Here is a 25,250-nt window from a genome sequence, read left to right as displayed (position 1 = left end):
TTTCTGTAAAATGGGTTGTCTTCATAAGTTTTCGGATTTAAATTTAATAATTCTTACTGAACGCGCTCCTGCGTCGCTTGTCGAATTCTATTTTTAAATGGCCGAATTTTGGGGAAGCTTACAATCGGCTTATTTTCAATTTATCCAGTAACTACATTTCGTTTCGGGTAATACATCAATAACATTCTTTTTTTTTTTACCGGAATGTACTTTTAGCATAAATAGCAGCAATAAGAAATAGCTTTTCTAATTTCTTTGCCAACTTCTTTTTTTAAGTGTATTCATATAAATTCTATGTGGATTGAAGAAATAAAAAAGCATCAAATAAAATTTTGAATGGAAACTGAAAATTAAAAGATACATTTCTTACATTTAAGCAGTAAACAAATACTATGCTTAAAAAAGTTTTTGGAAGTGCCGTTTTTGGTGTGGAAGCCACCACGGTAACCGTTGAAGTGAATACCGATAAGGGTGTAGGCTACCACTTGGTAGGTTTGCCCGATAACGCTATAAAGGAAAGCAATTTCCGTATTGCGGCCGCACTACAAAATAACGGATATAGAATTCCGGGTAAAAAAATCATAATCAACATGTCGCCCGCCGATTTACGAAAAGAAGGTTCTGCCTACGATTTAACCTTGGCCATTGGCATTTTAGCATCAACCGATCAAATAAAATCGGATGATTTGGAAAAGTACGTCATCATGGGCGAACTCTCGCTCGATGGCAGCTTGCAGCCCATAAAGGGGGCGTTGCCCATAGCGGTAAAGGCTAGGGAGGAAGGGTTTAAAGGCTTTATCCTGCCCAGTCAAAACGCGAAAGAGGCTGCGATTGTTGACAATTTAGAGATTTACGGTATCGACAACATCAAACAAGTCATTGATTTTTTTGATAGCGGTGAAGCGCTCGAACAAACCATCATCAATACCCGCGAGGAATTCGAAAAAAACCTAAATTACCCCGAGTTCGACTTTTCTGATGTTAAAGGTCAAGAAGGCATTAAACGCTGCATGGAAATTGCCGCGGCCGGTGGCCATAACATCATTTTAATAGGGCCGCCCGGTGCCGGAAAAACCATGTTGGCAAAACGTTTGCCCAGTATTTTACCGCCCATGACGCTTCACGAAGCCTTAGAAACCACGAAAATCCATTCGGTAGTGGGCAGGGTTAAGGAAACCGGGTTGATGGCACAACGCCCTTTTAGAAGTCCGCACCACACCATTTCAAACGTCGCCTTGGTGGGCGGTGGTAGTTACCCGCAACCCGGTGAAATATCCTTGTCCCACAACGGCGTGCTGTTTTTAGATGAGCTTCCCGAATTTAAACGCGAGGTTTTGGAAGTGATGCGCCAACCTTTGGAGGATAGGGAAGTCACTATTTCAAGGGCCAAATTCACGGTAACCTATCCCAGCAGTTTTATGTTGGTGGCAAGCATGAACCCCAGTCCAGGTGGTTATTTTAACGACCCCAATGCGCCCGTAACGTCCAGTCCTGCCGAAATGCAGCGGTATTTAAGTAAAATTTCAGGGCCTTTGTTGGATAGGATTGATATTCATATTGAAGTTACGCCCGTGCCCTTTGAAAAACTTTCGGATGACCGTAAAAGTGAAACTTCCGTAGAAATCAGACAACGTGTAATGGCGGCTAGAAATATTCAAACCCAGCGTTTTGCCGATTCTGAAAAGGTGCATTACAATGCGCAAATGAACACCAAACAGATTAGAAAACACTGTGTTCTCGACGAGCCTTCCAAACAACTCCTAAAAACCGCCATGGAACGTTTAAACCTTTCGGCACGTGCCTATGATAGGATTTTAAAGGTATCGAGAACCATTGCCGATTTGGAAGGTGTTGAAGCCATAAACGGGGCGCATATAAGTGAAGCAATTCAATACCGAAGTTTGGATAGGGATGGTTGGTTAGGTTAAAATTTCTGCCAATATCGATAACTTTCAGGGCAGGAAGAAATCTAATTATAGCAAAACAAAAGGTTTATCATTTAGAATCAATCCTAAAAGCTATAAACTGGGAGGTTGGTTTTTCATGCGTAACCTAAATCGTTAGAACAAACATCCTAAAACCTCAAAACCTTCAGCAACATCCAATTTCCTTAAATTCCTTTTTCATTAAAAGATTTAATTCTAAATTTATAAAATGAAAAAACCACTAATTTTTGTGTTGTCGCTTTTTGTTTTTGGTTGTAATGAGGCTAAAAAGCAAGTGGATATACCATCCGCAGCTCAATTGCAACATGAAATTAAGCCGGTTTTAACTTAGAACAGGCCAATAAACTGGCCCAATTGCTCTTACAGTGAACTTTGCAATTTATGCCCTAAACGCAACCCCAAAATAATGTAAAACTGAACTTGTGCAACATCAAACCATAGACATAAATGCCGACGTAGGCGAGGGCATAGGTAACGAGTCGCAGCTCATTCCGTATGTATCGTCGTGCAATATTGCATGTGGCGGTCATGCGGGCAGCCTAAAAACCATGCGAAAAGTGGCTCGTTTAGCGAAGCAATACCGTGTTAAAATAGGGGCGCATCCTTCGTTTCCAGATGTTGAGAATTTTGGCAGAAAACCCATGGAACTCTCCTGTGTGGCGTTGTATGCCTCCATAAAAAATCAAATTAGCGATTTAAGCACTATTTTATATGAAGAAAATGTCCTGCTTCACCACGTTAAGCCTCACGGTGCCCTGTACAATATGGCGGCAACAAACTTTAAAATAGCAACCACCATTGTTGAGGTTATGAAAAGTATGGCGCTGCCCGTTAAACTGTATGTGCCCTATAAATCGGTTATTGAAACGGTGGCACTGCAAAACAACATTCCAATAACTTATGAAGCGTTTGCAGATAGAAATTATAACGACGACTTAACCTTGGTTTCCAGAAATAAAGAGGACGCCTTAATCCATGATTCGGATGTGCTTTTTGAACATGTGTTCCGTATGATCCATTTCCGAAAAGTAAAAACCTTAAGCGGAAAGGAACTTGATATAAAGGCAGAAACCTTTTGTGTGCACGGTGATAACATACATGCTGTAACCTTGATAAAAAAACTCCGTCAGGAATTAGAGGCAAGAGGTATAAAAATTCAATAATTAATGACATTTAATGTAACCTATAAACGTTTTGGAGAACGAGCTATTTTGGTTGAATGGCCAGCTACTATTGATGAAATTATTCTGAAGGATATCTTACGTTATAAGGCATCTGTTGAAAGTAAAAACATTGAATCTATTGTTGAAATAAAACTAGCATATAACTCATTATTAATTATTTATACATCATTTTGTAGGAATTATGAAAATGAAGTGAAACGATTGGAAAGTTGCCGTCATTCTACCAAATCCAAACCTGACATAGTGTCAACGTTATGGAAAATACCGGTATGTTACGATGCTGTATTTGGAGTTGATTTGGAAACGATTTCAAAAGAAAAAAAGCTGTCAACAGACGCGGTTATTGCGCGCCATTCCGAAGCTATTTATACCGTTTATTTTATTGGTTTTTTACCCGGTTTCTTGTACTTGGGCGGTTTGGACGAAGCACTTTTTACGCCCCGAAAGGCAACACCACGGTTACAAATAGAAAAAGGGGCTGTGGCCATTGGCGGCAACCAAACAGGGGTTTACCCCATGGTTAGTCCGGGAGGATGGCATGTTATTGGAAACGCGCCCATCAACTTCTTTAATCCAAAACAGGACATACCCTGTTTCGCAAAACCCTTAGATAGAATCAAATTTGTGCCCATTTCAATTTCAAAGCATAAGGATATTAAAATGTTGGTTGATGCCGGGGTTTATCAATTGGAAAGTGAGGTGTGGCATGGTTGAGGTTTTAAAAGCAGGGTTTTATACTACCATTCAAGATTTTGGACGGTTTGGGTTCCAACGCTATGGCGTGCCTTATTCGGGCGTCATGGATCGTTATGCTGCGGGATTTGCAAATAGTATCTTAGGAAATAAGGTGGATGCAGCAGTGCTAGAAATGACCATGACGGGAGCTACACTGCGATTTGATTGTGATACCGTAATCAGCATTGCGGGCGCGGATATGTTGCCACATAGAAACGAGAAGTCGCTTCCGTTATATAAAGCCGTAAAAATAAACAAGGGCGATGTGCTGTCTTTTGGAAAGTGCATCACCGGATTTCGATGCTATTTAGCGGTTTTGGGCGGTTTTAAAACTCAGGGCCTGATGCATAGTCAAAGCATGTGTAAAGGAATAACAGATGTTTTTTTCATATCTAAAAACCAAACTTTAGAAATTGGTATAAATAACTCATTTTCAATAACTAAAAGCGCTTATGTTAAAGTTAAAATTGATTATATTAACACCAGTAATCTCAATGTTTTTAAAGGGCCAGAGTTTGATTATTTATCTAAGTCACAACAAGAATTTCTGCTAAAAAACCAATTTGTCATTTCAAAAGAACACAACAGGATGGCCTATCAACTGGAAGGGGTTATGGAGAACCAATTAAAACCCATCATAACTTCAGCGGTACTTCCGGGAACGGTGCAATTAACGCCATCTGGCACTTTAATTGTTTTGATGCGTGATTGCCAAACAACGGGCGGTTATCCGCGGGTTTTACAGCTTGCCGATGCTTCGATAAATACCTTGTCGCAAAAATTTACCGGAGAACCTATCCATTTTACTTTAAGCGAGTTCTAAAGCAATCTCTACCATACCCTTAAAGGTGGTTTCTCGGTCTTTGCTGGAGGTGCGCTCGCCGGTAACCAACGAGTCGGAAATGGTTAAAATAGACAGCGCATTAACGTTGTGCTTTGCCGCTACGGTATAAAGTCCTGCCGATTCCATTTCAACGCATAAAACCCCAAATTTCGACCACTTTTTGTACGATTCAAAATCGTCTGCATAAAACTCATCCGATGTAAAAACATTGCCCGCCTTAATGGGGATATTCTTGTTTTTTGCTGCTTCAACCGCTTTTTGGAAAAGTTCAAAATTGGCAGTTGGCGCATAATCGGCACCACCAAACCGAATTTCATTAACGCCGGAATTTGACGAAGCTGCCATGGCCAATACAATGTCCCTAAGTTTGATGTGCTCTTGGTAGGAGCCGGCACTACCTACCCGAATTAGGTTTTTTACACCGTATTCGGTAATAAGTTCGTGCGCATAAATGGAGATGGAAGGCACGCCCATGCCGGTTCCCATAACCGAAACGCGTTTGCCTTGGTACGTGCCCGTAAAACCGTACATGCCGCGTATTTTGTTAAAGCAAACGGGGTTTTCAAAAAAAGTTTCGGCAATCCATTTGGCGCGCAAAGGGTCGCCCGGTAATAAAATTGTTTCTGCAATGTCGCCTTTTTGGGCTTCTATATGAACACTCATTTTTTAAGTTAAAAGTTAGAAGTTAGATATTAAAAGTTGAAAGTTTTCAATAATTTTTTTCTTCGGAAGTTTCACCTATTACAATCGCAATACCTGAAGAAATTTCTATATTTTTTAGTTTAGTTTTAGTAAAGGTTGTTTTTGGAATTTCTTTTTTCTTCTTCAAAAGACTTCATTAAATTTTGCATTGCCGTATTCTTTTCATCCAAAGATAATTTTTTGTTTTCGGCAGTCTTTCTTCTTAAGGAATCATATTTTTTCTTTAAAGATTCTAAATGCTCATGTTCACCTAATGAATGAAATTTTAATTCGCTCATATTTTGTCGTTTCAATAATTTTTTTCTTCGGAAGTTTCACCTGTTACAATCGCAATACCTGAAGATGTGCCCAAGCGTTCGGCACCTAGATTTACATATTCCAAAGCCGTTTTATAATCTTTAATACCGCCCGAAGCCTTAACTTTTGCATGGCCTTTTGCAACAGATGCCATTAGTTTTACATCGTGAACGGTTGCGCCACCTGTGCCAAAACCTGTGGAGGTTTTTATAAAATCGGCACCACTTTGTATGGCTAATTCACTGGCCTTTATTATTTCAATTTCATCTAAATAGCAGGTTTCCAAAATAACTTTTAAGGTATTGTGGGGCATGCAGTTTTTAACGGCTTCAATATCTTTCCCAACGGCATTAAAATCCTTGCTTTTTAAAAATCCTAGGTTTAGTACCATATCAATTTCATCGGCACCATCCTTTAAGGCCTGTTCTGTTTCTGCTACTTTTGCTTTGGTGCTCATAGCGCCCAACGGAAATCCAACCACGCAACATACTTTTACGTTGCTGTTTTTAAGTTGTTCTTTAGCGAACTTAGCGTAGCAACTATTTACGCAAACCGAAAAAAATTGGTATTTTTTGGCTTCTTCGCACAGTTGGATGATGTCGTTTTTTGTGGCCGATGCCTTTAAAATCGTGTGGTCTATATAAGTGTTTAAATGCCTCATGCTTTGTTTTTTGAGGTGATATATTTAGAAAAACATCCTTATTTTGTTCTATAAGGATGTTTTCCAAAGATATTAAACAATTATGGAATTATTGGATTTTTGCCTGAAGATATGCAACGATTTTAAGGATTTCCCTTTTTGGCCATATCCATTTTGAAGGTTTGTTTTTTACGCCAATTTTGGTTTGTTTGTTTGTTTGTTGAGCTATATGTTGTTAGCTTACAATGCGAACCGCTCTGGGCGGTGTTTTGGCAACAGCCGATAAACCCACACGGTGCACACCCGCTTCCACAAATTTAATGCTGGTTTCCATGTCTTTAATGTCGCCAGCAACTTGAATTTTAACGGCATCCCTCACGGTTTTTTTAATGATTTTTGTTGCGGTAAGCGTAGCGCCGCTTTTTGAGAAGCCACTGGAGGTTTTAATGTAGTCAATTTGGGCATCCAAGCAAATTTCACAGGCTTTTATAATTTCGTTTTTATTCAATTCTGAAATTTCCAAAATCACTTTCAAAGGTGTTTTTTTTGTGGTTAATCGTACGTCGATGATGTCTTTTAGAACCGACACATAATTTTTGCTTTTAAGGAAGCCTAAGTTCATTACCATTTCAATTTCATCGGCACCATCATCAATGGCCTGTTTCGCTTCATAAACTTTTGCGGCGGTGGACATGGCACCCAATGGAAAACCAACAACGGTACATATTTTTACATTGGAGTTGGTTAATAATTGTTTCGCCAAGGCTACATAGGCAGAATTGATGCAAACGGCATAGAAATTATGTCGTTTTGCTTCACGGCATAAGTCAATAATTTCGCGTTCGGTTGAGGTTGATTTTAAAAGCGTATAATCAATATAGCTCGATATATCCATTATTTTAAGTAGGTTTTAGGGGCTTGTTAAGTTGTTAACAAGATAAATTAATCTTTTTGCTATTATTTTTTTTGTATGGTTTTGGGGACTTACAAGGGCACAAATTTAAGTGTTTTAATCGATATAATAAGACCATTTGTCGATAATAGAATAAATTTTATGAACGAGGTTATTAACTGTTTAACATTCAAAATATTGTCATGGTAAATTTTTATTGCGATGCTGTAAAACAGAACGTTTTTTCTTCTTTTAATTGCTGAATACGTTTTTTAAACAGAAGGTTGGCTGCTAATTTGCGAACGATACTCTGCAACCAGTTGATGCGCCCAAAAAATGGCTTCACCCAATGTTTCAAAAATTTCGTAAGGTTTATCAAAAAAGGTTCTTTCATATTCTGCATTTTTGCGCATGGTGTCCGTTTCTGGTATCATGGCAATAGCAATGAGGTTTGGTATTTTTTCGGTTTCATTGTAAATTAATGGGTTTACCGTATAGGAATTAACGCGGTTGGAGATATATACCATTTCCCTGTTTCTAAAATAGCGGTGAATGATAGTGTTCAATATATCGTTATGGTGCGATTCCACCAGCACACCTTCCTTAACTTGGTTGATAATGAAATTAGGGAAAATGAATAATTCAGAATCTTTTTCATTCAAATAGGTAATAATGCCCATGGCTTCTTCAATTTAATTGTTGCTTATTGCTGGTTTTCAAAACGCGGTTAAGTGATTAAAAACCACATTCGCTTAAAAATAAAAACTTGTTTAGATTGGCATGGGGAACCCTCTAATATAGCAAAAATCAACAAAAAAAGCAACATTGTTTACATAAACAAATGTTGCTTTTTAAAAATGGTAAATCGAGAAACTGATAAATATTTGGGCAGCTTCGGTTGTTATATGTCTTTTGAAACCAAATTATTCTGATTTCTAAACACTAATTTATCATCAAAGGCATCCAATAAAATAATACTATCGGTGGTTATTTTGCCTGCCAATAGTTCCTTGCTCAGTTCGTTTAACACCTCTTTTTGAATGACCCGTTTTATGGGTCGCGCACCATATTCCGGTTGATACCCCTTATCGGATAAATAAGCTATGGCTTCTTGTGTCGCATCAAAAGTGATGCCTTGTTGGGCAATCATTTTCGTAACGTTTTTAAGCTGCAAGCCTACAATGGCCTTAATGTCTTTTTTGCTTAAAGGGGTAAACATAATAGTATCGTCAATACGGTTTAAAAACTCGGGGCGTACACTTTGTTTTAAAAGGGCGAGCACCTCAATTTTTGCTACCTCAATGGCCGAATCTATGTCTTTTGTTGCTTCAAAACGGTCTTGGATTATATGGCTTCCTATGTTTGAAGTCATGATAATAATGGTGTTTTTAAAATCGGCTACCCTTCCTTTGTTATCGGTTAAATGGCCTTCATCCAAAACCTGCAATAAAATATTAAAGGTGTCTGGATGCGCCTTTTCAATTTCATCTAGGAGCACCACAGAATAGGGTTTTCTACGAACGGCTTCGGTAAGTTGCCCGCCTTCATCATAGCCCACATAACCTGGAGGTGCGCCCACCAACCTGCTTACCGCATGGCGCTCTTGGTATTCGCTCATATCGATGCGGGTCATGGCGTTTTCATCATCAAATAAATATTCTGCCAAGGCTTTTGCCAATTCTGTTTTACCAACGCCCGTTGTTCCTAAAAACAGGAAGGTACCAATTGGTTTTTTGGGGTTTTGTAATCCGGCACGACTACGGCGAACAGCATCACTAACTGCAGCAATGGCTTCTTCTTGCCCTACCACGCGCTTGTGTAGTTCATCTTCCAGTTTCAATAGTTTTTCGCGTTCGCTTTGAAGCATTTTGGTAACAGGGATACCGGTCCATTTTGCCACCACTTCGGCAATGTCATCATAAGTAACCTCTTCTTTTATCATGGACGTTTCAGATTGGGCATCCAACTGTTTTTGAAAAACCTCCAATTGTTCTTGGGCTTCCTTAATTTTTCCGTAGCGCAATTCGGCTACTTTGCCATAATCGCCATCGCGTTCGGCACGTTCGGCCTCCAGTTTAAAATTTTCAATGGCCTGTAAGGTATTTTGGATGTTCTCAACCACCTCTTTTTCACTTTTCCATTTTGCATTTAGGTCGTTTCGTTGTTCCTTTAAATTTGCGAGATCGGAGCGCAAGGTTTTAAGTTTGTTTTCGTCTTTCTCGCGTTTAATGGCTTCAATTTCAATTTCAAGTTGCATTACTTTTCGGTCCAGAACATCCAATTCTTCTGGTTTTGAGTTGATTTCCATACGCAGTTTAGAGGCTGCTTCATCCATCAAATCGATGGCCTTATCGGGTAAAAAACGGTTGGTTATGTAGCGTTGCGATAATTCAACAGCTCCAATAATGGCCTCGTCTTTAATACGCACTTTATGGTGGGTTTCGTATTTTTCCTTAATACCTCGTAAAATGGAAATGGCGCTTTCGGTATCGGGTTCTTCCACCATAACTTTTTGGAAACGACGCTCTAAGGCTTTATCTTTCTCAAAATACTTTTGGTATTCGTCCAAGGTGGTGGCCCCAATGGCGCGCAATTCGCCACGTGCCAAAGCTGGCTTTAAAATATTGGCGGCATCCATAGCGCCTTGGCCGCCACCAGCACCAACAAGGGTGTGTATTTCATCAATAAACAAGACGATGTCGCCTTCGCTGGATGTTACTTCTTTAATAACCGCCTTCAAACGTTCCTCAAACTCGCCCTTGTATTTTGCGCCGGCAATTAAAGCGCCCATGTCTAGGGCGAAAATTTGTTTGTTTTTTAGGTTTTCCGGAATATCGCCATCTATAATACGATGCGCCAAACCTTCGGCAATGGCTGTTTTACCCGTTCCGGGTTCGCCAACTAAAATGGGGTTGTTCTTGGTTCTTCGCGATAAAATTTGAAGGATTCGCCTAATTTCTTCATCGCGACCAATCACGGGGTCCAACTTGCCATCCTTTGCCAGTTGGTTTAGGTTTTTGGCGTATTTATTTAGTGAATTATAAGTGTCTTCCTGACTTTGGGAAGTAACGCGTTCGCCCTGGCGCAATTCGTTGATGCTGGCAGTAAGTGCCTTTTCGGTAACACCTTGATCTTTTAGCATTTGTGCTATTTTGCTGTTCGACTTAAAAATGCCCAATATAAGATGCTCAATAGACACGTATTCGTCATTCATTTTTTTGGCGATAATGGCAGCTTCGTTAAGGGTTTTACCGGCTTCACGCGATAGGGTAAGCTCGCCACCGGTTACTTTGGGAAAGCTTTCAATTTGTTTATCCAAAGCTTGTTGGAGCACTGGAATATTAACATTCAATTTTTTCAAAATGAATGGCAATACGTTTTCATCCACTTCAAAAATTCCTTTAAATAGATGTTCGTTTTCAATTTGTTGTTGTCCATACGTTTGCGTTATTTGCTGTGCTTGCTGTATGGCTTCCTGCGATTTTATGGTATAATTGTTTAAGTTCATGGTTTTTATGGTTTTTCATTCCTGCATAGGCAGAAATTTGTTATTGTTTAACTTTACAGTTCTGTGGTCAATTATCTTACCAAGCCGCTGTTAAGGACAAAATGTCAGTCAAATCCCATAAATAAACGACAATTGGGCAGGTTGTAAGATTTTCAATTTTTTCTCGACTTATGGATAATTATGACTTTCTTTGAAAAAGATTTAGAAAAGTAAAATTTACAAAATATGGGATTATTTAACAAGCTATTTAACAGTACATCCGAACCAAAAGAGGAAAAAACACTACCCTGGATAACGTTAACTACGTCGCAACAATTAAGAGATATTGAAGCACAATCTAAAACCAAAACCCAAATAATATTCAAACATTCCACACGTTGTGGTATTAGCAGAATGGTTAAAAACCAATTTGAGGAAGCCTATGATTTAGATAAAACGACCTTGATCTCTATTATTTGGATTTGTTAAATTATCGTGATATTTCCAATGAAATTGCTGCCAAATTCCAGGTCATGAACGAGTCGCCCCAAGTATTGGTTATTAAAAATGGGGTAGTAGTAGCACACCAATCGCATGGTGCCATCAACAACATGAACCTAAGTTTGTTTGTATAGTACCTTTATGGATTCTACTTATTTATTCGTTTATGGTACGCTTTTACAGGATTTTAATAGTGCCATGTCCCGTTTTTTAGAAAAGCAAGCTGTTTTTGTTGCCAAAGGCTACTTTTTAGGTAAATTATTTGAAGTTGATAAATTTCCGGGAGCCATTTTAAGCACCCATGAAAGCGAAAAAGTACATGGAAGTCTATATAAAATAAACGACATCCATAAAACATTTGAAGTTTTGGATGCTTACGAGGGTGTGGCAGACGGCCTGTATAACCGTTTATTAATTGAAGCACATTTGCATAGCGGCAATACCGTAAAAACCTGGGCTTATATTTTTAATCATCCCACGGCCCATTTAAAGCAGATTGTTTCGGGCAACTATTTAAAACAATCAAACTAGCCTACCAGAGTTGTTTTTGCCATTTAAAAATTCGTTTCTTTGCAGCGTTCTTAAATAGCTATGCACCGTTTTTCATCATCTTTGTTTCATCCATTAAACATTGCTTTGGGCAATAGCTTGCCCGAAAAATTCACCTTTCCTTTTTATTACGAACCGCATCCGTTAAGCATTTTGGCTGCAGAAGATTTGCAAACGTATTTAAAGCACCAAACCGATTTTGTTCATAATTTCGGTTTAAATGAACAAGAAAAAGCTGCTCCCATTGGAAAAATGTTTGGTGTTATGGTGGTTAAAAGCCCCCAAGGAACATTAGGCTATTTGGCAGCCTTTTCAGGAAAACTGGCCGACAGCAATTATATAAAAGGGTTTGTGCCAACGGTTTATAACACCTTAAACTCGGCAGGTTTTTATAAAAAAGGGGAGGCCCAATTGAATGTTTTGAATGATGGCATTGAAACGTTGGAAAATGCGTTAATATATCGGCAAGCGAAGCAAAATGTAATAGATAAGAAGGTTGAATATGAAGCGGCATTAAACGCACTTAAAGCTGAAATTAAAGCGGCAAAGCACCACCGAAATAACCAGCGTGCCACCGAAAAACTTAAATTATCCCCCGATGCTTATGCCGTATTTTTAGAACGTTTAAGTAAACAAAGCATTCATTATCAAATACGCTTAAAACATTTAAAATTACACGGGGAAGCGCAGTTACACGATGCTGAAACGATTTTAAACAATTTGAAGCTTCCTATTCAGCAATTAAAACAGGAGCGCGCTGCTTTGTCGGCATCACTTCAAAAGCGTCTTCACGAACACTATCAGTTTTTAAATAGCAAAGGCCAAACCAAAGATTTGCTCGCCATTTTTAAAGATACAGCAACGCCTGTTCCACCGGCAGGATCGGGAGAATGTGCAGCACCCAAGTTGTTTCAATATGCGTATGAAAACAAGTTACAGCCCCTTTGTATGGCCGAATTTTGGTGGGGTGCCTCGCCAAAATCGGAAGTGCGCAAACACCAGCAGTATTACCCCTCGTGCCGTAGCAAGTGCGAACCCATTTTAGCGCACATGATGCAGGGGTTGAAGGTTGATGATAACCCCATGCTACAAGCCACAAGCCACCCGAATGATTTAGAAATTGTTTTTGAAGATGCCTATTTGTTATTGTTAAATAAGCCCAACGAATTTTTATCGGTGCCCGGTAAAACCATTTCAGAATCGGTTTTGACTAAAATGAGGCAGTATTTACCAAATGCAACCGGCCCTTTATTAGTGCATCGCTTGGATATGTCCACATCGGGCTTGTTGCTCCTTGCCAAAACAGAACGCATCCACAAGCAGTTACAAAAGCAGTTTATAGAACGTAGCATTAAAAAACGGTATGTTGCTTTGTTGGATGGCGTGCTGCCATTTTCCGAGGGCACCATAAACCTACCGTTGCGCGTTGATTTAGATAACCGTCCGCAGCAATTGGTATGCTATAATTATGGGAAACCTGCTGTAACGCATTACAAAGTTATCGGCATAGAAAACGGTAAAACGCGTATCCATTTTTTTCCTGTTACAGGGCGCACGCACCAATTGCGGGTGCATGCTGCCCATAGCGAAGGTTTAAAAACGCCTATTGTTGGCGATGATTTGTATGGCACCAAAACCAACCGATTGTATTTGCATGCGGAAGGTCTTGAATTTACGCATCCCATCACAAAAAAAGTTTTATCGGTTACATGCAATGCGCCTTTTTGATGGGGTTTTTTATTTTCTTGGGTTGTAAGCGTTTATAATCTTTTTCAATTGCATCTTTAAGTCTTCAACTGTGTCGTAAATCATCTGTTCCTCGCTTGGAAAAGGAACGCGCTGATTATTTAAAAATGGGAGCAAAGTGGTTTCCAAAGCACGTCTATCACCTCGGGAAGTGGCAAAAACATGTTGAAATACAAACTCGCTACTTATGGGAAACGCATCAACCAATTGCTTGTTTTTTGTATCTATATATTCCACGTTGCCAGCTACTTGAGCCGATTTATACTGGGTGCTTTCGTAATATTCGCAACGTATTGTTATTAATTTATCAACCTGTATTACTTTGCCCAGGCTGTCTTTCACTTTATTGCCATTGGCATCCAATAAATCTTGTTTGCCATCAACAATTTGTTTTTCTTTAATTATTTGGCGCTCCTTAATTTGCTCGGGCGATATGTTTATATCTCGCAGGTTCACGCGCATATTGTAATCGTAGGCTGTTTTTTCAACAGGGTTATTGTGGTAAACAGTCCATAAATTATTGAGGCCGTAGGTACTAAAGTTAAGTAAATCATCTTCCAATCGGGTAGGGATTACTTTTCGGGTATCGTTAATCATGTCAACCAAAACAAAATCGGTGCCTTTGTGGTGTGCTATTTCCATTAAATTGCGCACATCTTTGTAGTTTGGGTTTATGGCTTCAATGTCTTGGAAAATGCTGAACGCCTGCCGGAAATCCATCTTATTCTTCGATTTTAAAAGTCCCGAAGCATTTTGGTACAGGTTTAACGACGCATCATTTTTATAAGTGATGATTTGACTGGAATAATCGTTCATCCCAAATTTTAACGTTTTACCATTAATCGCTAACGGTAACAAGGGTTTTATAAGTTCTTGACGCTTGTTTAAACCCATATACAAATCATAAATGCGCAAATAATTTTCGGGGTTATTATCTTTTTTCAGAAAATTGATGCTGTTTAAATCACGCTCATTGGCTTTGTTGTAAGCTTCTTGAAGCATGGCAATAAAATCGGCTTTCCCTTTTTTGTCCTTATTGGTCTGTAATTTTCCAATGGCATCATAAATGGCTTGGTCGTAATTGCCGGCACTTAACGATTTTTCAATTTGTTTGCTGGTGCTGCACGACACTAAAAAAGTGAATGTAAGTAGTGAAAGTAATGTTTTCATCATGGGTTTCTAGTTTGGTTTATTTGGGCTGTAATTCAATAGTGATGCCAAAAATAACCAAAAAGGGGAAGTATTGGCCGAAATTTTTAAAATTCCACCAAAAACGGAAATCTTTGCTATTTTTGAAACATGATAGATTTAGAACTTTTAGAGCATTTAGAAAGCTTTTTAACCCATTCCAGAAAGGAAAAATTTGCCAAGGTATTGGCGCAACGTACCAAACATTTTACGGTTGCTGTTGAAGATGTGTACCAATTGCACAATACAAGTGCCGTTATACGAAGTTGTGATGTATTTGGTTTACAGGAAGTTAATATTATTGAAGCGCGCAATTCCAAACGTATCGATAGGGAAATAGCCATGGGTGCACAAAAGTGGGTCGATTTAAACAGGTTTCAATCGGCTACCGATTGTATTGCCCATTTAAAACAAAAAGGGTATCAACTAATAGCGACCACGCCCCATGCCAACGACTGTATGCTAGCTGATTTTGATGTTAGTAAAAAATCCTGTTTTTTCTTTGGAAGCGAAACTGAAGGGCTCTCGGAAGAAGTGCTAAAAAATGCCGATGGGTTTTTAAAAATTCCCATGGTTGGTTTTACCGAAAGTTTGAATATTTCGGTTAGTGCCGCCATTATTTTGCAATATGTTACTACTAAATTGAAGCAAACTACCATACCATGGCAATTATTGGAAACTGAAATGCTCGAAAAACGGTTGGATTGGATAAAAAAAACTATTAAAAGTTATGATGAAGTTGTTGCACATTATTATGCCAATCAATAAAAAAGCCCCCAAACAGCAAATACTTTTTGGGAGCTTTACACCATAAAGGCGTTTGTTTATTTGATATTTTAAAAACGGTACCTAATACCTAAAGCAATATCAAAATCCAAGTCATTGTTGTCAAAATCACTATCGCCAAATCCAATTTCTGGTCTAAAATCCAACGATAATTGTAATGGAATATCAAAATTGTATTCAATACCTATATCGCCAGCAGCAAAAATAAACGTATCAGAAACATCTTTACCACCCGGAACATCAAAACTAAAAGAGCCAATACCACCACCAGCACCAGCATACCAGTTAAAAGCACCATCTAAAGGGAAAACCCACTGGTATAAACCTGTAAGTTTAAAACCGTTGTAGTCTTTACCGTCTCTCCATCCTAAATCCAGCTCCAATCGGTTGTCGCCACCCAATGCGTGTTGATACGAAATTTCTGCACCAACCCCATTGCTGTCGCCTAAACGCAAACCAATAGCGTTGTCTGAAATGTCTTGTGCGTTTGATGCCACTGTAAAGCCTAATACTGCCACTGAAAATAAAAGTAGTTTCTTCATAAATTTAAAGTTTTTGTTAATTGTTATATACGATTGTTTTAAAAAAAAAGACCATCACACGGTCTAATTTTAGTTTTGCAAAAATAACGCCAAAAATTGTTATTAATAGCGCAAGATGCAACATTTATACATTTTTTCGTGAAATGTTCTGGTTATCGACACATATTCAGCAACTAAGCACGTCTATTTAAGCTGTAAGCCAAAAACTCAAAAACCAAAACCCAAAATCCAACACTTAAGTTAACCTCTTTTTCATTTTCATATTTCTAAGAATAGATTTACTTTAGCAAAAAATATCGTTATGGCTGGAAATTCCTATGGAAAACTGTTTACCTTAACCACGTATGGCGAATCGCACGGGCCTGCTTTAGGTGGTGTTATTGATGGTTGCCCACCTGGAATTGAACTCGATCTGGAAGCTATACAAAATGAACTGGACCGACGCAAACCTGGGCAATCGGCCATTGTTACCCAGCGTAAAGAACCCGATGTGGTTACATTCCATTCTGGTATTTTTGAAGGCAAAACAACAGGCACGTCCATTGGTTTCGTGATTGAGAATACCAATCAAAAATCGCACGATTACTCACATATAAAAGACAGTTACCGCCCCAGTCATGCCGATTATGTATATGATAAAAAATATGGTTTTCGCGATTACCGTGGTGGTGGCAGAAGTTCGGCGCGCGAAACCGCTTGTCGTGTAGTTGCAGGTGCTGTGGCTAAGCAAATGCTTGCGGGCATCGAATTTTATGCATACGTTTCGGGTGTTGGCCATTTAAAACTCGACAAACCCTACAACGCTTTAGATTTAACACAAATAGAGTCGAACATAGTGCGCTGTCCAGATGCTAAAATGGCAGCAAAAATGGAAAGTTACATTAAAGAAGTGCGCAGTAAGGGCGATACCATTGGCGGTATTGTAACCTGTGTTGTTAAAAATGTGCCTATTGGCTTGGGCGAACCTGTTTTTGATAAATTGCATGCAGAATTAGGCAAGGCCATGTTATCGATAAACGCGGTAAAAGGTTTTGAATATGGTAGTGGTTTTGGTGGATGCGCCATGTTGGGCAGCGAACATAACGATGCCTTTAATCGCGACGGAAGCACTAAAACCAACAATTCTGGAGGCGTGCAAGGTGGCATCAGTAATGGCATGGATATTTATTTTAATGTGGCGTTTAAACCCGTAGCAACCCTTATACAGGAATACGAAACCATCGATAAAGAAGGTAAAGTGGTGGTGATGCACGGAAAAGGGCGACACGACCCCTGCGTTGTGCCCCGCGCAGTACCCATAGTGGAGGCCATGGCAGCATTGGTTATCGCCGATTTTTATTTACGAAACAAAATGTATAGTTAATACAATTCCTGCGAAAGCGGGAATTTTTTTATCGATGCAACTGGCTGATTTATAATAGTCAATTTTTTTCTGCTTTTTAAAATATAACCTTATTCAGATGGTTTCTTTTTAATCATTTTTTGAATAAAAATATTGCTGGGTATGGTTATTTGCTCACCTTCTTTTGTTTTAAGGATAATAAAGAACACCCCTATATCGCTTACGCGTCCTTCAGTTTCGTAATCTTTGTCAATGATGGTAATGGTATCATCCAATTTAACAGGGTGGTTGAAAAATATAATGATGCTTGAAGTAATATTCGATAAAATAGACCATTGGGCAAATAACGCAATTCCTAATACGGTTAATAAAGACCCTATAAAAAGTGCTAACTCCGATTGGTCAACGCCCCAAATAATCAAAATTATTATCAAACACGCCGTAAGATTAATAATGTTTATTACTTTTTTTATGATTTTACCTCTTGCTTTTCTAAGAAAATTAGTTGATACCGTTTTGTTTACCAGTTTGGTAGTTACAAAAAGCGTGAGTAAAAATGCCACAATAACTGTGATGGTTTCAATTATTTTTAGGTGTGTACTATCCATAATTTATTTTTTATAAATCAAAATCAAAAATGGTTAAAAATTGAAACGTTAACTCTAAATGATGAAGTAGATAGTCATCATTTATGCTTTTTCCAAATAGAATCAAGTTTTGTCGAGGTTTCCTTTACTAGCGAGTCGAGTTTTTTTACCTTCAAATCTTCTAAATTTATTACCGAATCTAGCTTGATCACCTTATCCATTTCGGTATTGATTATAGAATCTAGTTGGTTGGCCTTGTTTGTAAGGTTGTTTAATTGGGTCTCAACCTTATTGCTTACGTTTTCACAGGATGTAAAAACCAATATTGAAACTCCAGCAGCTATGAATGTGCGATTAAAATGTTTCATCATACTATATTTTTTTAAGTTACGTGTTTTTTATTTTTGAGGTACGCGACAAGACGATATAACCAATCAAGCCCGATACAAAGGAACCAATGAGTATGCCTATTTTGGCAGCATCAAGATATTCGGGTTTGTTTTCAAAAGCAAGACTCGCAATGAAAATGGACATGGTAAACCCAACCCCGGCAATAAAGGAAACCCCAATGATATGGCGCCTATTAATATCTTTTGGAATTTCAATTAACCGCATTTTTTTTGCCAGAAATATTAACGAGGTTATACCAATGCTGTTTCCGGCAACCAAACAAATTATTATAGTAACTATTAGCGATTGATCGAGCTGAATATCCGTACTCAACACCACGCCAGCATTGGCCAAAGCAAATAAAGGTATGATGAAATAGGCCACCCAATCGTGCAAACGATGTTCCAAATGCTGCAAGGGCGACTGGTATTTTGAAGTCCAATCTTCCAAATTATCTATTTCTTGAATTTGTTTTTTAGTAAGAACCGATTTTTTCTTTTCTGAACTTTTATTTATTTTTTCAGAAATGTTATTTAGGCTAGATATAAAAGTAGCTGTGTTTATTTTTTGTTGTAAAGGCACGGAAAAAGCCAGTAAAACGCCCGCTATTGTTGGATGTATGCCACTTTTTAAAAATAAAAACCAAACCAGGGCACCCACAAAAACCAGCAAAAATTTTGAGTAGAAGCCTTTGTACGAGAGCAAGTACAGCATAGCTAAAAATGCCAATGCCAATAAAAGCATGGTTATTTGTAGGTTGCCACTATAAAAAATGGCAATAATCAAAACAGCGGCCATATCATCGATAATGGCAAATGCCGTGAGGAATATTTTGAGGGCCATTGGTACTTTGTTACCAAGCAATTTTAAAATTGCCAATGCAAAGGCAATATCCGTAGCCATAGGAACGCCCCAACCTTTTGCGGTTTCGGGGTTTTGGTTAATGAAAATGAACAAAATAACGGGCAATGCCATACCACCCAAGGCACCCACCAAGGGGAAAACCATTTTTTTGGTGGTATTTAGTTCGCCCACCAAAAGTTCCCGCTTAATTTCAAGACCAATCACAAAGAAAAAAATGGCCATTAACAGGTCATTAATCCATAACAGAAGCGGTTTGTAAAGTTCAAAACCGGCAAAACCAAAACCAATTTTGCTGTTCCATAATGAAAAATAGCTATCAGAAACGGGTGAATTGGCCCAAATTAAGGCTATTATGGTTGCCAAAACCAATAAAATACCGCTAAAGCTTTCAATTTTAGTAAATTTTTGAAAAGGCGTTAAAATTTTATTGTTTAGCATGGGTATTGTTTAAAAGTTATAAAAGGTGATTAGGTTAAGCTGATCACGATTGGTTTTATTGGCAAGAAATTGGTTCATGTAGCCAATTTCAAATTTCAAAGAAGGGCTTAACCTGTAACCTAAACCTGAATAGAGCCTATTCCTATCAAAGACGTTATTTTTTGTGTTCAGGAAAATTTCATTGTATGTTGACAAATAAAGGGTTTTGTCCACAATTTCGGCATTGTTTAATGGGATGTTGAAAACTAAAAAATAACGAAAGCGAAGTTTGAAGTCGTCTTCAACAAAACGTTGCTCAAAGCGGTACCTGTGCTGAATGCCAACACGATTTATCTGTTGTCTTGTAATGAACTGTTGATAAATGCGGTGCTCGTTTACCGCATTTTTATCGTTTGAAGCTGCGATATAATTTTCGCTTAAAATATAGCCATAGCCCAAAAGCACGTTGTTGTTGTTTTCGGTTAAATTATAGCCAATGCCCGTTCGTAACAAGAGTTGCTCAAGATCGCCAATGGCGTTGTAGTTTCGGTACTGTACTTCGTGGTGCCAGTTCCATTTGGCATCTATTTTTTTGTTACCAAAATAAATAAGCCAATTTCCAAAATTACTGTCTTGTCCAATGGACAACATAGGCCACAGTAATGCTAATAAAAAATAGGTTTTTTTCATTTGTAAATTACTTTTAAAAAAAAAAGAGTGGTCAACAGTGATGATACACAAACAAATAATGAATGTGCTTTTAAGTGACCACTCTTTTGTATTTATTTATTCAAAAAAGTTAACCTTACCAGTAGCAAGGTCATAATTAGCGCCTACTACTTTTATTTCGCCATTTTTCACCATTTCAGCCAAAACGGGGCTTTGTTTTAGTGTTTTTTCAACATTTAACAACACGTTTTTTTCAATAACCGCATCCACAAAATCATCGTTTTTAGAAGTACGGTCTTTGGCATCACCCGGTTCGGCAGTAGCGGCAACAGCGGGTTCAATGTTTTTCAGAAGGGACGTTAAGTTGCCCAATTCTGCTTTATCAATGGCTCCTTTTACAGCTCCACAAGCGGTATGGCCCATGATAACTACCAATTTGGCACCGGCAACTTTGGTAGCAAATCCCATACTGCCCAATAAATCGGTGTTTACAAAGTTTCCAGCAATTCTTCCCACAAATATGTCGCCTATGCCTTGATCAAAAACATCTTCAACAGGTACACGGCTATCCACACAGCTTAAAATAATAGCTTTTGGGTATTGTCCTGTTGCCGTTTGGCGTACTTGTTCACCAAAGTTTCGGTTGGTAGATTGTTGGTTTACAAAGCGTTCGTTTCCAGATTTCAGGTCGTCAATAACCATTTGTGGCGTAAGTTGGGCTTGGTCTTCTTTTGTCATCACATCATCAATAGCTACTGGTTGTTCGGTAGCTTCTTGAACTGTAACGGCTTCTTCTGTTTGTTTAGTCGCCTCTTTGCAAGACATTAGCATCGTGGCGGTTAACATAATTGATAATGATAATGGAAATGTAGTTTTCATAAATTATTGATTTTATTGTTTAATGTTTTAATAATTATTTTTTCAAATATATAAATTAATTTTCAAAATAATAGTAATACTATCATAAAAAAAAGTAAAAATATTTTAATTGATATTTAAACTATTGTTTTAAATTGTTTAACTTTGAGGTTTTAGAACTGGAATTATGTCAATAGAAATTAAAATATCCCTCAATGAAGGCATCTATTTAAAAGATCCGCAAGATTCTCCATTAGGAAGAAATATTATTAAGCACAGCATTTTACTTATTGAAGATGTTGGTTTTGAAGCTTTTAACTTTAAAAAACTGGCGCAGGAAATAAATTCTACCGAAGCTTCTATTTATCGTTATTTTGAAAACAAACATGCTTTGCTCATCTATTTGGTTTCATGGTATTGGGCCTGGGTATCTTATCTTATTAAAATCAATACCATGAATATTGATGACCCAAAGAAAAAACTCGAAATCATCATCAATTCTTTTGTGCTGGCTTCCATGGACAATCCGAGCAACGACTATGTTGACGAAAACAAATTGCACAGCATCATGATTAGTGAAGGCACCAAGGCCTACAGGACCAAGGGTGTTGACGAAGAAAATGGAAAAGGATTTTTTAAAAACTATAAAGAACTCATAACCATGGTTGCTGGTGTTATTTTAGATATAGCCCCTACATTTGAATATCCCTATACGTTGGCGAGTACCTTGTTTGAAATGTCGAACGACCAACTTTACTTTGCCAAACATTTACCAAGACTTACCGATATAAAAGAAAAGGAAAATAAATATGCCGAAGTAGAAAAAATGTTAAATTACATCACGGCAAAACTATTGTATTAATAGCCATTACAGATTTTCTACAGTGTTTTATGAGCTTGTTAATTGTGTTTTTTATTGATGATTCAATGAAATGGTAGGATTTTACAAGGCCATCAAGTTCGATTCTCTAACCCGTATTTTGCAACACTTCTTTTGGTTTACTTATTTATATTTATTGAAATTTATGTTTAAATTATCATCAAACCATAAAAAACGGTTAAAATTAGTATCTTGCTTTTTATTTTGAATTTACTTTTTTGGAATTTAATGGTTGTAAACCAATTTTAAAATATAACGCGCTATTATATGAAAAACAAACTCGCACTCCACTGGAAAATATTAATAGGCATGTCGCTTGGTATTATTTGGGCATTACTATCAAGTTGGTTGGGGTGGAGTACGTTTACTTTAAATTGGATAAATCCTTTCGGTACCATTTTTATCAATCTTTTAAAACTTATTGCGGTGCCTTTGGTACTGTTTTCTATTATTGGTGGAGTAGCCAATATTGGCGACCCTGCAAGTTTGGGGCGCATGGGCGGTAAAACCCTGCTTATTTATTTGGTAACGACGCTAATGGCAATTTCGTTGGGGTTGCTATTGGTTAATGCCATAAAACCGGGTAGGTTGATGGACGAACAAAGCAGGATTGACAACCGCATACGTTATGAAATTTGGGCAGCTTCTGAAGGACATGAGGCAAAGGACGGCATCAATTACCTGAAAGACCCAGCGTTTGTTGAACGTGCTCAAGAGATTACAGAACTATCAAAATCAGAATTAAAGGAAACCACCGTTTCCGATAAAATTGAAACTGCCAATAAACAAACCCAAGTGTCGCCACTGCAACCGTTGGTGGATATAGTTCCCGATAATTTTTTCTTTTCGCTTTCAAATAATGGTTTAATGCTGCAAATCATCTTTTTTGCTATTTTTTTCGGCGTTTGCTTGCTTTTCATTCCCAACCAAAAATCGCAACCCGTTTTAATCCTGGTTGATGGCATTAACGAGGTCTTCTTAAAAATGGTTGATTTGGTAATGCAGGCGGCACCTTTTTTTGTGTTTGCTCTATTGGCGGGCGTGGTTAGTAAAATGGCGGGCAACGATATAGGAAAAGTGCTTGAGATTTTTAAAGGTTTAAGTTGGTATTCCTTAACCGTGTTAATTGGTTTGTTGCTCATGATTTTTGTGGTGTATCCATCCATATTAAAGTCCTTTGTAAAAAAAATATCATATCTGGGGTTCTTTAAGGCTATGAGTCCCGCGCAAACTCTGGCATTTTCCACCTCAAGCAGTGCCGCTACATTGCCCGTAACCATGGAGTGTGTAGAGCAAAATTTAGGGGTCGATAAAAAAATAAGCAGTTTTGTGTTGCCCATTGGTGCTACCGTAAATATGGACGGTACCAGTTTGTACCAAGCGGTTGCCGTTGTTTTTTTGGCCCAAATGCACATGATCGATTTAACCGTTGGTCAGCAAATTACCGTTGTAATTACCACCACGTTGGCATCTATTGGGTCGGCAGCAGTGCCAAGTGCGGGTTTGGTTATGTTAATTGTGGTGCTCAATTCCGTAGGGTTGAATCCGGCGTGGATAGCCATTATTTTTCCCGTTGATAGAATACTGGATATGTTCAGAACCGTGGTAAACGTTACGGGCGATGCCGCTGTTTGTACCATAATAGCCAATGGAGAGAACCTGTTGGATTATAATGAAGAAAAAAACCCGACCGAAACCTTCGATTTGGATTCTTAATTATTGATTTTCAAGTTGTTATATAAAAAATAATAATAAGTTATCATCCTAATTTCATAATTCAAAACTTCATACCATGGCTAAAATCACTTTTTCGCAACCCATCGTATCTGTTTCATGGCTTCACGACCATTTGGAAGCTGAAAATTTGATAGTATTGGATGGCACTATCAATAAAAAGTTTGATGAAACCACGTTTCACATTCCTCATATCCGTTTTTTCGATATAAAAAATAAGTTTAGCGATACGGCTGCACCGTTCCCTTCCACGTTCCCTTCGCAAGAACAATTTCAAACCGAAGCCCGTGCGTTAGGAATTAATAACAACAGTGCCATTGTGGTTTCCGATGATAAGGGCATTTATTCCAGTGCACGGGTTTGGTGGCTGTTTAAGGCTTTTGGTTTTGATAACGTGGCGGTTTTGGATGGTGGCTTTCCGGAATGGAAAAAGGCAGGTTATAAAATTGAGGTTATCAACCAAACCCCTATTAAACCTGGAGATTTTGTGGCGACTTACCAGCCGGAACGGATGGTATTTTTTGATGCCATGAAGCAGGCTTCGGAAACAAAAAGCAATACCATTATCGATGCCCGTTCAGAAGGCAGGTTTAAAAGCCTAGAGCCCGAACCTAGGGAAGGCTTGCGCATGGGCACAATTCCAAGTTCGGTTAATTTACCTTTTGAAACCTTGTTGGAAGACAACAAATTCATCGCTAAAAATGCTATGGAAACGGCGTTTCAAAAATTAGTTAACAAAGAAGAACCTGTTATTTTTACCTGCGGTTCGGGCATTACGGCCTGTGTTTTGGCTTTAGGGGCTACCATGGTTGGTTACCAAAACACGTCGGTTTATGATGGCTCATGGACGGAATGGGGAAGTTTGGTTTCTGGTTAAATTGTATTATCGTGCCGCAATTTCGGTATGGGTTGAATTTTTTTGCTATTTTTAAGAGCTATTATTAATCAATTAAAAAAAACTCATGAAGAATGTTAGTTATCTTATTTTAGGTTTCATTATTGGAGCGGTATTAACCTATTATTTTTGTCCCAGGCAACTTGAAGAACCCATCACTAGAATTGTAAAGCCAAAAGGTGTTATTTCACAGGAACAGGCTAAATTACTGAATGAAGAATGGACTATTTATAGAAAAGCGGCCGTAGATTCCGCAGCACAAAAACAAGGAAGAAAAGAGGATGATCGCTCAACCTATTGGACTTTAGAAGATATTGAAAACTATTTAGTATATGCCAAAAATCAAGCGGACAGTTTGGGTTACGCCATGACGGGTATTCGGGTGTATTTAGGTGTTTATGGTAAAAATGCAGATGAAACAAAGAGAAACTTAACCACCATGTTCTTGGTGCCAACGGGTAAAAAAACGCAATCAAAAGCAAGTACTTTTACATTACCGCCCAGTAATGATGATGATTTGCCAGTAAACCCTTTAAACGATGGCGATGGAGGTCCTGATGGCTATCCAAATTAAT

The 25,250-nt window shown here is 38.3% G+C and carries 28 protein-coding genes; 15 read left to right on the top strand and 13 right to left on the bottom strand.

Going from position 1 to position 25,250, the window contains the following annotated elements; all coding sequences use genetic code 11:
• The first annotated feature begins 392 nt into the window (after positions 1-392).
• The 5 genes from GQO80_RS02785 (at position 393) to GQO80_RS02770 (ending at position 4,688) form a co-directional block, all read left to right on the top strand.
• Positions 393-1,928 carry a YifB family Mg chelatase-like AAA ATPase gene (locus GQO80_RS02785; protein ID WP_157206779.1) on the top strand — a complete coding sequence of 512 codons (1,536 nt, stop codon included), beginning with the start codon at positions 393-395 and terminating at the stop codon, positions 1,926-1,928.
• A gap of 226 nt (positions 1,929-2,154) precedes the next feature.
• Positions 2,155-2,277, top strand: coding sequence for a hypothetical protein (locus GQO80_RS15905; protein ID WP_262885553.1), 123 nt, complete (start codon positions 2,155-2,157; stop codon positions 2,275-2,277).
• 91 nt (positions 2,278-2,368) lie between these two features.
• Positions 2,369-3,109, top strand: coding sequence for a 5-oxoprolinase subunit PxpA (pxpA, locus tag GQO80_RS02780; RefSeq protein WP_157206777.1), 741 nt, complete (start codon positions 2,369-2,371; stop codon positions 3,107-3,109).
• A 3-nt stretch (positions 3,110-3,112) separates the two neighbouring features.
• Positions 3,113-3,844 (top strand): 5-oxoprolinase subunit PxpB, encoded by a 732-nt coding sequence (gene pxpB / locus GQO80_RS02775; RefSeq protein WP_157206775.1) that lies wholly within the window; start codon positions 3,113-3,115, stop codon positions 3,842-3,844.
• Entirely contained in the window at positions 3,801-4,688 is an 888-nt protein-coding gene (locus GQO80_RS02770) for a 5-oxoprolinase subunit C family protein (protein ID WP_232333101.1), read from the top strand. Before pxpB ends, GQO80_RS02770 begins: the two co-directional genes overlap by 44 nt.
• Here GQO80_RS02770 and deoD read toward each other — a convergent pair.
• From deoD to clpB, 6 genes are all read right to left on the bottom strand, one after another.
• Entirely contained in the window at positions 4,674-5,372 is a 699-nt protein-coding gene (gene deoD / locus GQO80_RS02765; protein ID WP_157206773.1) for a purine-nucleoside phosphorylase, read from the bottom strand. The two genes, GQO80_RS02770 and deoD, sit on opposite strands and share 15 nt — an antisense overlap.
• 125 nt (positions 5,373-5,497) lie before the next feature.
• On the bottom strand, positions 5,498-5,689 hold the full coding sequence (locus tag GQO80_RS02760; RefSeq protein ID WP_157206771.1) for a hypothetical protein: 192 nt from the start codon (positions 5,687-5,689) through the stop codon (positions 5,498-5,500).
• Positions 5,690-5,700: 11 nt separating this feature from the next.
• Complete coding sequence (deoC, locus tag GQO80_RS02755; protein WP_157206769.1) at positions 5,701-6,369, bottom strand: deoxyribose-phosphate aldolase; 669 nt, start codon at positions 6,367-6,369, stop codon at positions 5,701-5,703.
• A gap of 214 nt (positions 6,370-6,583) precedes the next feature.
• A complete protein-coding gene (deoC, locus tag GQO80_RS02750; protein ID WP_157206767.1) occupies positions 6,584-7,243 on the bottom strand; it encodes a deoxyribose-phosphate aldolase in 660 nt (219 codons plus the stop codon).
• A 269-nt stretch (positions 7,244-7,512) separates the two neighbouring features.
• A complete protein-coding gene (locus GQO80_RS02745; protein ID WP_157206765.1) occupies positions 7,513-7,920 on the bottom strand; it encodes a hypothetical protein in 408 nt (135 codons plus the stop codon).
• A gap of 221 nt (positions 7,921-8,141) precedes the next feature.
• The gene (clpB, locus tag GQO80_RS02740) at positions 8,142-10,748 is read right to left on the bottom strand and encodes an ATP-dependent chaperone ClpB (RefSeq protein ID WP_157206763.1); all 2,607 of its coding nucleotides are present in this window, start codon (positions 10,746-10,748) and stop codon (positions 8,142-8,144) included.
• A gap of 225 nt (positions 10,749-10,973) precedes the next feature.
• Here clpB and GQO80_RS15955 point away from each other — a divergent pair, with 225 nt between their 5' ends.
• Genes GQO80_RS15955 through GQO80_RS02725 form a run of 4 tightly spaced genes read left to right on the top strand, consistent with a single transcriptional unit; the run spans position 10,974 to position 13,505 of the window.
• The gene (locus GQO80_RS15955) at positions 10,974-11,216 is read left to right on the top strand and encodes a monothiol bacilliredoxin BrxC family protein (RefSeq protein WP_317163213.1); all 243 of its coding nucleotides are present in this window, start codon (positions 10,974-10,976) and stop codon (positions 11,214-11,216) included.
• Positions 11,210-11,362, top strand: a complete 153-nt coding sequence (locus GQO80_RS15950; RefSeq protein ID WP_317163212.1) for a monothiol bacilliredoxin BrxC family protein — start codon at positions 11,210-11,212, stop codon at positions 11,360-11,362. The genes GQO80_RS15955 and GQO80_RS15950 overlap by 7 nt, the downstream gene beginning before the upstream one ends.
• A gap of 7 nt (positions 11,363-11,369) precedes the next feature.
• The gene (locus tag GQO80_RS02730) at positions 11,370-11,759 is read left to right on the top strand and encodes a gamma-glutamylcyclotransferase family protein (RefSeq protein WP_157206761.1); all 390 of its coding nucleotides are present in this window, start codon (positions 11,370-11,372) and stop codon (positions 11,757-11,759) included.
• 60 nt (positions 11,760-11,819) lie between these two features.
• Complete coding sequence (locus tag GQO80_RS02725) at positions 11,820-13,505, top strand: RluA family pseudouridine synthase (RefSeq protein ID WP_157206760.1); 1,686 nt, start codon at positions 11,820-11,822, stop codon at positions 13,503-13,505.
• A 9-nt stretch (positions 13,506-13,514) separates the two neighbouring features.
• On the opposite strand, the gene GQO80_RS02720 is transcribed toward GQO80_RS02725, so the two are convergent.
• Positions 13,515-14,696 carry a hypothetical protein gene (locus GQO80_RS02720; protein ID WP_232333100.1) on the bottom strand — a complete coding sequence of 394 codons (1,182 nt, stop codon included), beginning with the start codon at positions 14,694-14,696 and terminating at the stop codon, positions 13,515-13,517.
• 126 nt (positions 14,697-14,822) lie between these two features.
• Here GQO80_RS02720 and GQO80_RS02715 point away from each other — a divergent pair, with 126 nt between their 5' ends.
• Positions 14,823-15,479 (top strand): TrmH family RNA methyltransferase, encoded by a 657-nt coding sequence (locus GQO80_RS02715; RefSeq protein ID WP_157206758.1) that lies wholly within the window; start codon positions 14,823-14,825, stop codon positions 15,477-15,479.
• 68 nt (positions 15,480-15,547) lie between these two features.
• Here GQO80_RS02715 and GQO80_RS02710 read toward each other — a convergent pair whose 3' ends face one another.
• Positions 15,548-16,039 carry an outer membrane beta-barrel protein gene (locus GQO80_RS02710; protein WP_157206756.1) on the bottom strand — a complete coding sequence of 164 codons (492 nt, stop codon included), beginning with the start codon at positions 16,037-16,039 and terminating at the stop codon, positions 15,548-15,550.
• A 301-nt stretch (positions 16,040-16,340) separates the two neighbouring features.
• Here GQO80_RS02710 and aroC point away from each other — a divergent pair, with 301 nt between their 5' ends.
• Positions 16,341-17,402, top strand: a complete 1,062-nt coding sequence (gene aroC, locus GQO80_RS02705) for a chorismate synthase (protein WP_157206755.1) — start codon at positions 16,341-16,343, stop codon at positions 17,400-17,402.
• An 89-nt stretch (positions 17,403-17,491) separates the two neighbouring features.
• Here the strand turns inward: aroC and GQO80_RS02700 are convergent, their stop codons facing one another.
• From GQO80_RS02700 to GQO80_RS02680, 5 genes are all read right to left on the bottom strand, one after another.
• Positions 17,492-17,989: a mechanosensitive ion channel domain-containing protein gene (locus GQO80_RS02700; protein WP_157206753.1), complete on the bottom strand. Its 498-nt coding sequence runs from the start codon at positions 17,987-17,989 to the stop codon at positions 17,492-17,494.
• Between the two features lie 77 nt (positions 17,990-18,066).
• Entirely contained in the window at positions 18,067-18,339 is a 273-nt protein-coding gene (locus GQO80_RS02695) for a hypothetical protein (protein ID WP_157206751.1), read from the bottom strand.
• A gap of 16 nt (positions 18,340-18,355) precedes the next feature.
• Entirely contained in the window at positions 18,356-19,660 is a 1,305-nt protein-coding gene (gene nhaA / locus GQO80_RS02690; protein ID WP_157206749.1) for a Na+/H+ antiporter NhaA, read from the bottom strand.
• Positions 19,661-19,669: 9 nt separating this feature from the next.
• Positions 19,670-20,329 (bottom strand): DUF2490 domain-containing protein, encoded by a 660-nt coding sequence (locus GQO80_RS02685; protein WP_157206747.1) that lies wholly within the window; start codon positions 20,327-20,329, stop codon positions 19,670-19,672.
• Positions 20,330-20,425: 96 nt separating this feature from the next.
• A complete protein-coding gene (locus GQO80_RS02680; protein WP_198037715.1) occupies positions 20,426-21,187 on the bottom strand; it encodes a carbonic anhydrase family protein in 762 nt (253 codons plus the stop codon).
• Positions 21,188-21,353: 166 nt separating this feature from the next.
• Here GQO80_RS02680 and GQO80_RS02675 point away from each other — a divergent pair, with 166 nt between their 5' ends.
• The 4 genes from GQO80_RS02675 to GQO80_RS02660 all read left to right on the top strand — a co-directional run bounded on the left by GQO80_RS02675 (position 21,354) and on the right by GQO80_RS02660 (position 25,249).
• The gene (locus GQO80_RS02675; RefSeq protein WP_157206745.1) at positions 21,354-22,028 is read left to right on the top strand and encodes a TetR/AcrR family transcriptional regulator; all 675 of its coding nucleotides are present in this window, start codon (positions 21,354-21,356) and stop codon (positions 22,026-22,028) included.
• Between the two features lie 285 nt (positions 22,029-22,313).
• A complete protein-coding gene (locus GQO80_RS02670; RefSeq protein WP_157206744.1) occupies positions 22,314-23,762 on the top strand; it encodes a dicarboxylate/amino acid:cation symporter in 1,449 nt (482 codons plus the stop codon).
• A 76-nt stretch (positions 23,763-23,838) separates the two neighbouring features.
• Positions 23,839-24,657 carry a sulfurtransferase gene (locus GQO80_RS02665; RefSeq protein WP_157206742.1) on the top strand — a complete coding sequence of 273 codons (819 nt, stop codon included), beginning with the start codon at positions 23,839-23,841 and terminating at the stop codon, positions 24,655-24,657.
• Between the two features lie 85 nt (positions 24,658-24,742).
• Positions 24,743-25,249, top strand: coding sequence for a hypothetical protein (locus GQO80_RS02660; RefSeq protein WP_157206740.1), 507 nt, complete (start codon positions 24,743-24,745; stop codon positions 25,247-25,249).
• Position 25,250 lies beyond the last annotated feature (1 nt).

The organism is Mariniflexile maritimum (assembly GCF_009746565.1).
Taxonomy (GTDB): domain Bacteria; phylum Bacteroidota; class Bacteroidia; order Flavobacteriales; family Flavobacteriaceae; genus Mariniflexile; species Mariniflexile maritimum.
This window is presented reverse-complemented; position numbering and strand designations above follow the sequence as displayed.

Excerpts from the sequence above, each read along its gene's own strand:
- GQO80_RS02785 (WP_157206779.1), top strand. The coding sequence starts at position 393 with ATGCTTAAAAAAGTTTTTGGAAGTGCCGTTTTTGGTGTGGAAGCCACC.
- GQO80_RS15905 (WP_262885553.1), top strand. The coding sequence starts at position 2,155 with ATGAAAAAACCACTAATTTTTGTGTTGTCGCTTTTTGTTTTTGGTTGT.
- pxpB (WP_157206775.1), top strand. The coding sequence starts at position 3,113 with ATGACATTTAATGTAACCTATAAACGTTTTGGAGAACGAGCTATTTTG.
- GQO80_RS02770 (WP_232333101.1), top strand. The coding sequence starts at position 3,801 with ATGCCGGGGTTTATCAATTGGAAAGTGAGGTGTGGCATGGTTGAGGTT.
- deoD (WP_157206773.1), bottom strand. The coding sequence starts at position 5,372 with ATGAGTGTTCATATAGAAGCCCAAAAAGGCGACATTGCAGAAACAATT.
- GQO80_RS02760 (WP_157206771.1), bottom strand. The coding sequence starts at position 5,689 with ATGAGCGAATTAAAATTTCATTCATTAGGTGAACATGAGCATTTAGAA.
- deoC (WP_157206769.1), bottom strand. The coding sequence starts at position 6,369 with ATGAGGCATTTAAACACTTATATAGACCACACGATTTTAAAGGCATCG.
- deoC (WP_157206767.1), bottom strand. The coding sequence starts at position 7,243 with ATGGATATATCGAGCTATATTGATTATACGCTTTTAAAATCAACCTCA.
- GQO80_RS02745 (WP_157206765.1), bottom strand. The coding sequence starts at position 7,920 with ATGGGCATTATTACCTATTTGAATGAAAAAGATTCTGAATTATTCATT.
- clpB (WP_157206763.1), bottom strand. The coding sequence starts at position 10,748 with ATGAACTTAAACAATTATACCATAAAATCGCAGGAAGCCATACAGCAA.
- GQO80_RS15955 (WP_317163213.1), top strand. The coding sequence starts at position 10,974 with ATGGGATTATTTAACAAGCTATTTAACAGTACATCCGAACCAAAAGAG.
- GQO80_RS02730 (WP_157206761.1), top strand. The coding sequence starts at position 11,370 with ATGGATTCTACTTATTTATTCGTTTATGGTACGCTTTTACAGGATTTT.
- GQO80_RS02725 (WP_157206760.1), top strand. The coding sequence starts at position 11,820 with ATGCACCGTTTTTCATCATCTTTGTTTCATCCATTAAACATTGCTTTG.
- GQO80_RS02720 (WP_232333100.1), bottom strand. The coding sequence starts at position 14,696 with ATGATGAAAACATTACTTTCACTACTTACATTCACTTTTTTAGTGTCG.
- GQO80_RS02715 (WP_157206758.1), top strand. The coding sequence starts at position 14,823 with ATGATAGATTTAGAACTTTTAGAGCATTTAGAAAGCTTTTTAACCCAT.
- GQO80_RS02710 (WP_157206756.1), bottom strand. The coding sequence starts at position 16,039 with ATGAAGAAACTACTTTTATTTTCAGTGGCAGTATTAGGCTTTACAGTG.
- aroC (WP_157206755.1), top strand. The coding sequence starts at position 16,341 with ATGGCTGGAAATTCCTATGGAAAACTGTTTACCTTAACCACGTATGGC.
- GQO80_RS02700 (WP_157206753.1), bottom strand. The coding sequence starts at position 17,989 with ATGGATAGTACACACCTAAAAATAATTGAAACCATCACAGTTATTGTG.
- GQO80_RS02695 (WP_157206751.1), bottom strand. The coding sequence starts at position 18,339 with ATGATGAAACATTTTAATCGCACATTCATAGCTGCTGGAGTTTCAATA.
- nhaA (WP_157206749.1), bottom strand. The coding sequence starts at position 19,660 with ATGCTAAACAATAAAATTTTAACGCCTTTTCAAAAATTTACTAAAATT.
- GQO80_RS02685 (WP_157206747.1), bottom strand. The coding sequence starts at position 20,329 with ATGAAAAAAACCTATTTTTTATTAGCATTACTGTGGCCTATGTTGTCC.
- GQO80_RS02680 (WP_198037715.1), bottom strand. The coding sequence starts at position 21,187 with ATGAAAACTACATTTCCATTATCATTATCAATTATGTTAACCGCCACG.
- GQO80_RS02675 (WP_157206745.1), top strand. The coding sequence starts at position 21,354 with ATGTCAATAGAAATTAAAATATCCCTCAATGAAGGCATCTATTTAAAA.
- GQO80_RS02670 (WP_157206744.1), top strand. The coding sequence starts at position 22,314 with ATGAAAAACAAACTCGCACTCCACTGGAAAATATTAATAGGCATGTCG.
- GQO80_RS02665 (WP_157206742.1), top strand. The coding sequence starts at position 23,839 with ATGGCTAAAATCACTTTTTCGCAACCCATCGTATCTGTTTCATGGCTT.
- GQO80_RS02660 (WP_157206740.1), top strand. The coding sequence starts at position 24,743 with ATGAAGAATGTTAGTTATCTTATTTTAGGTTTCATTATTGGAGCGGTA.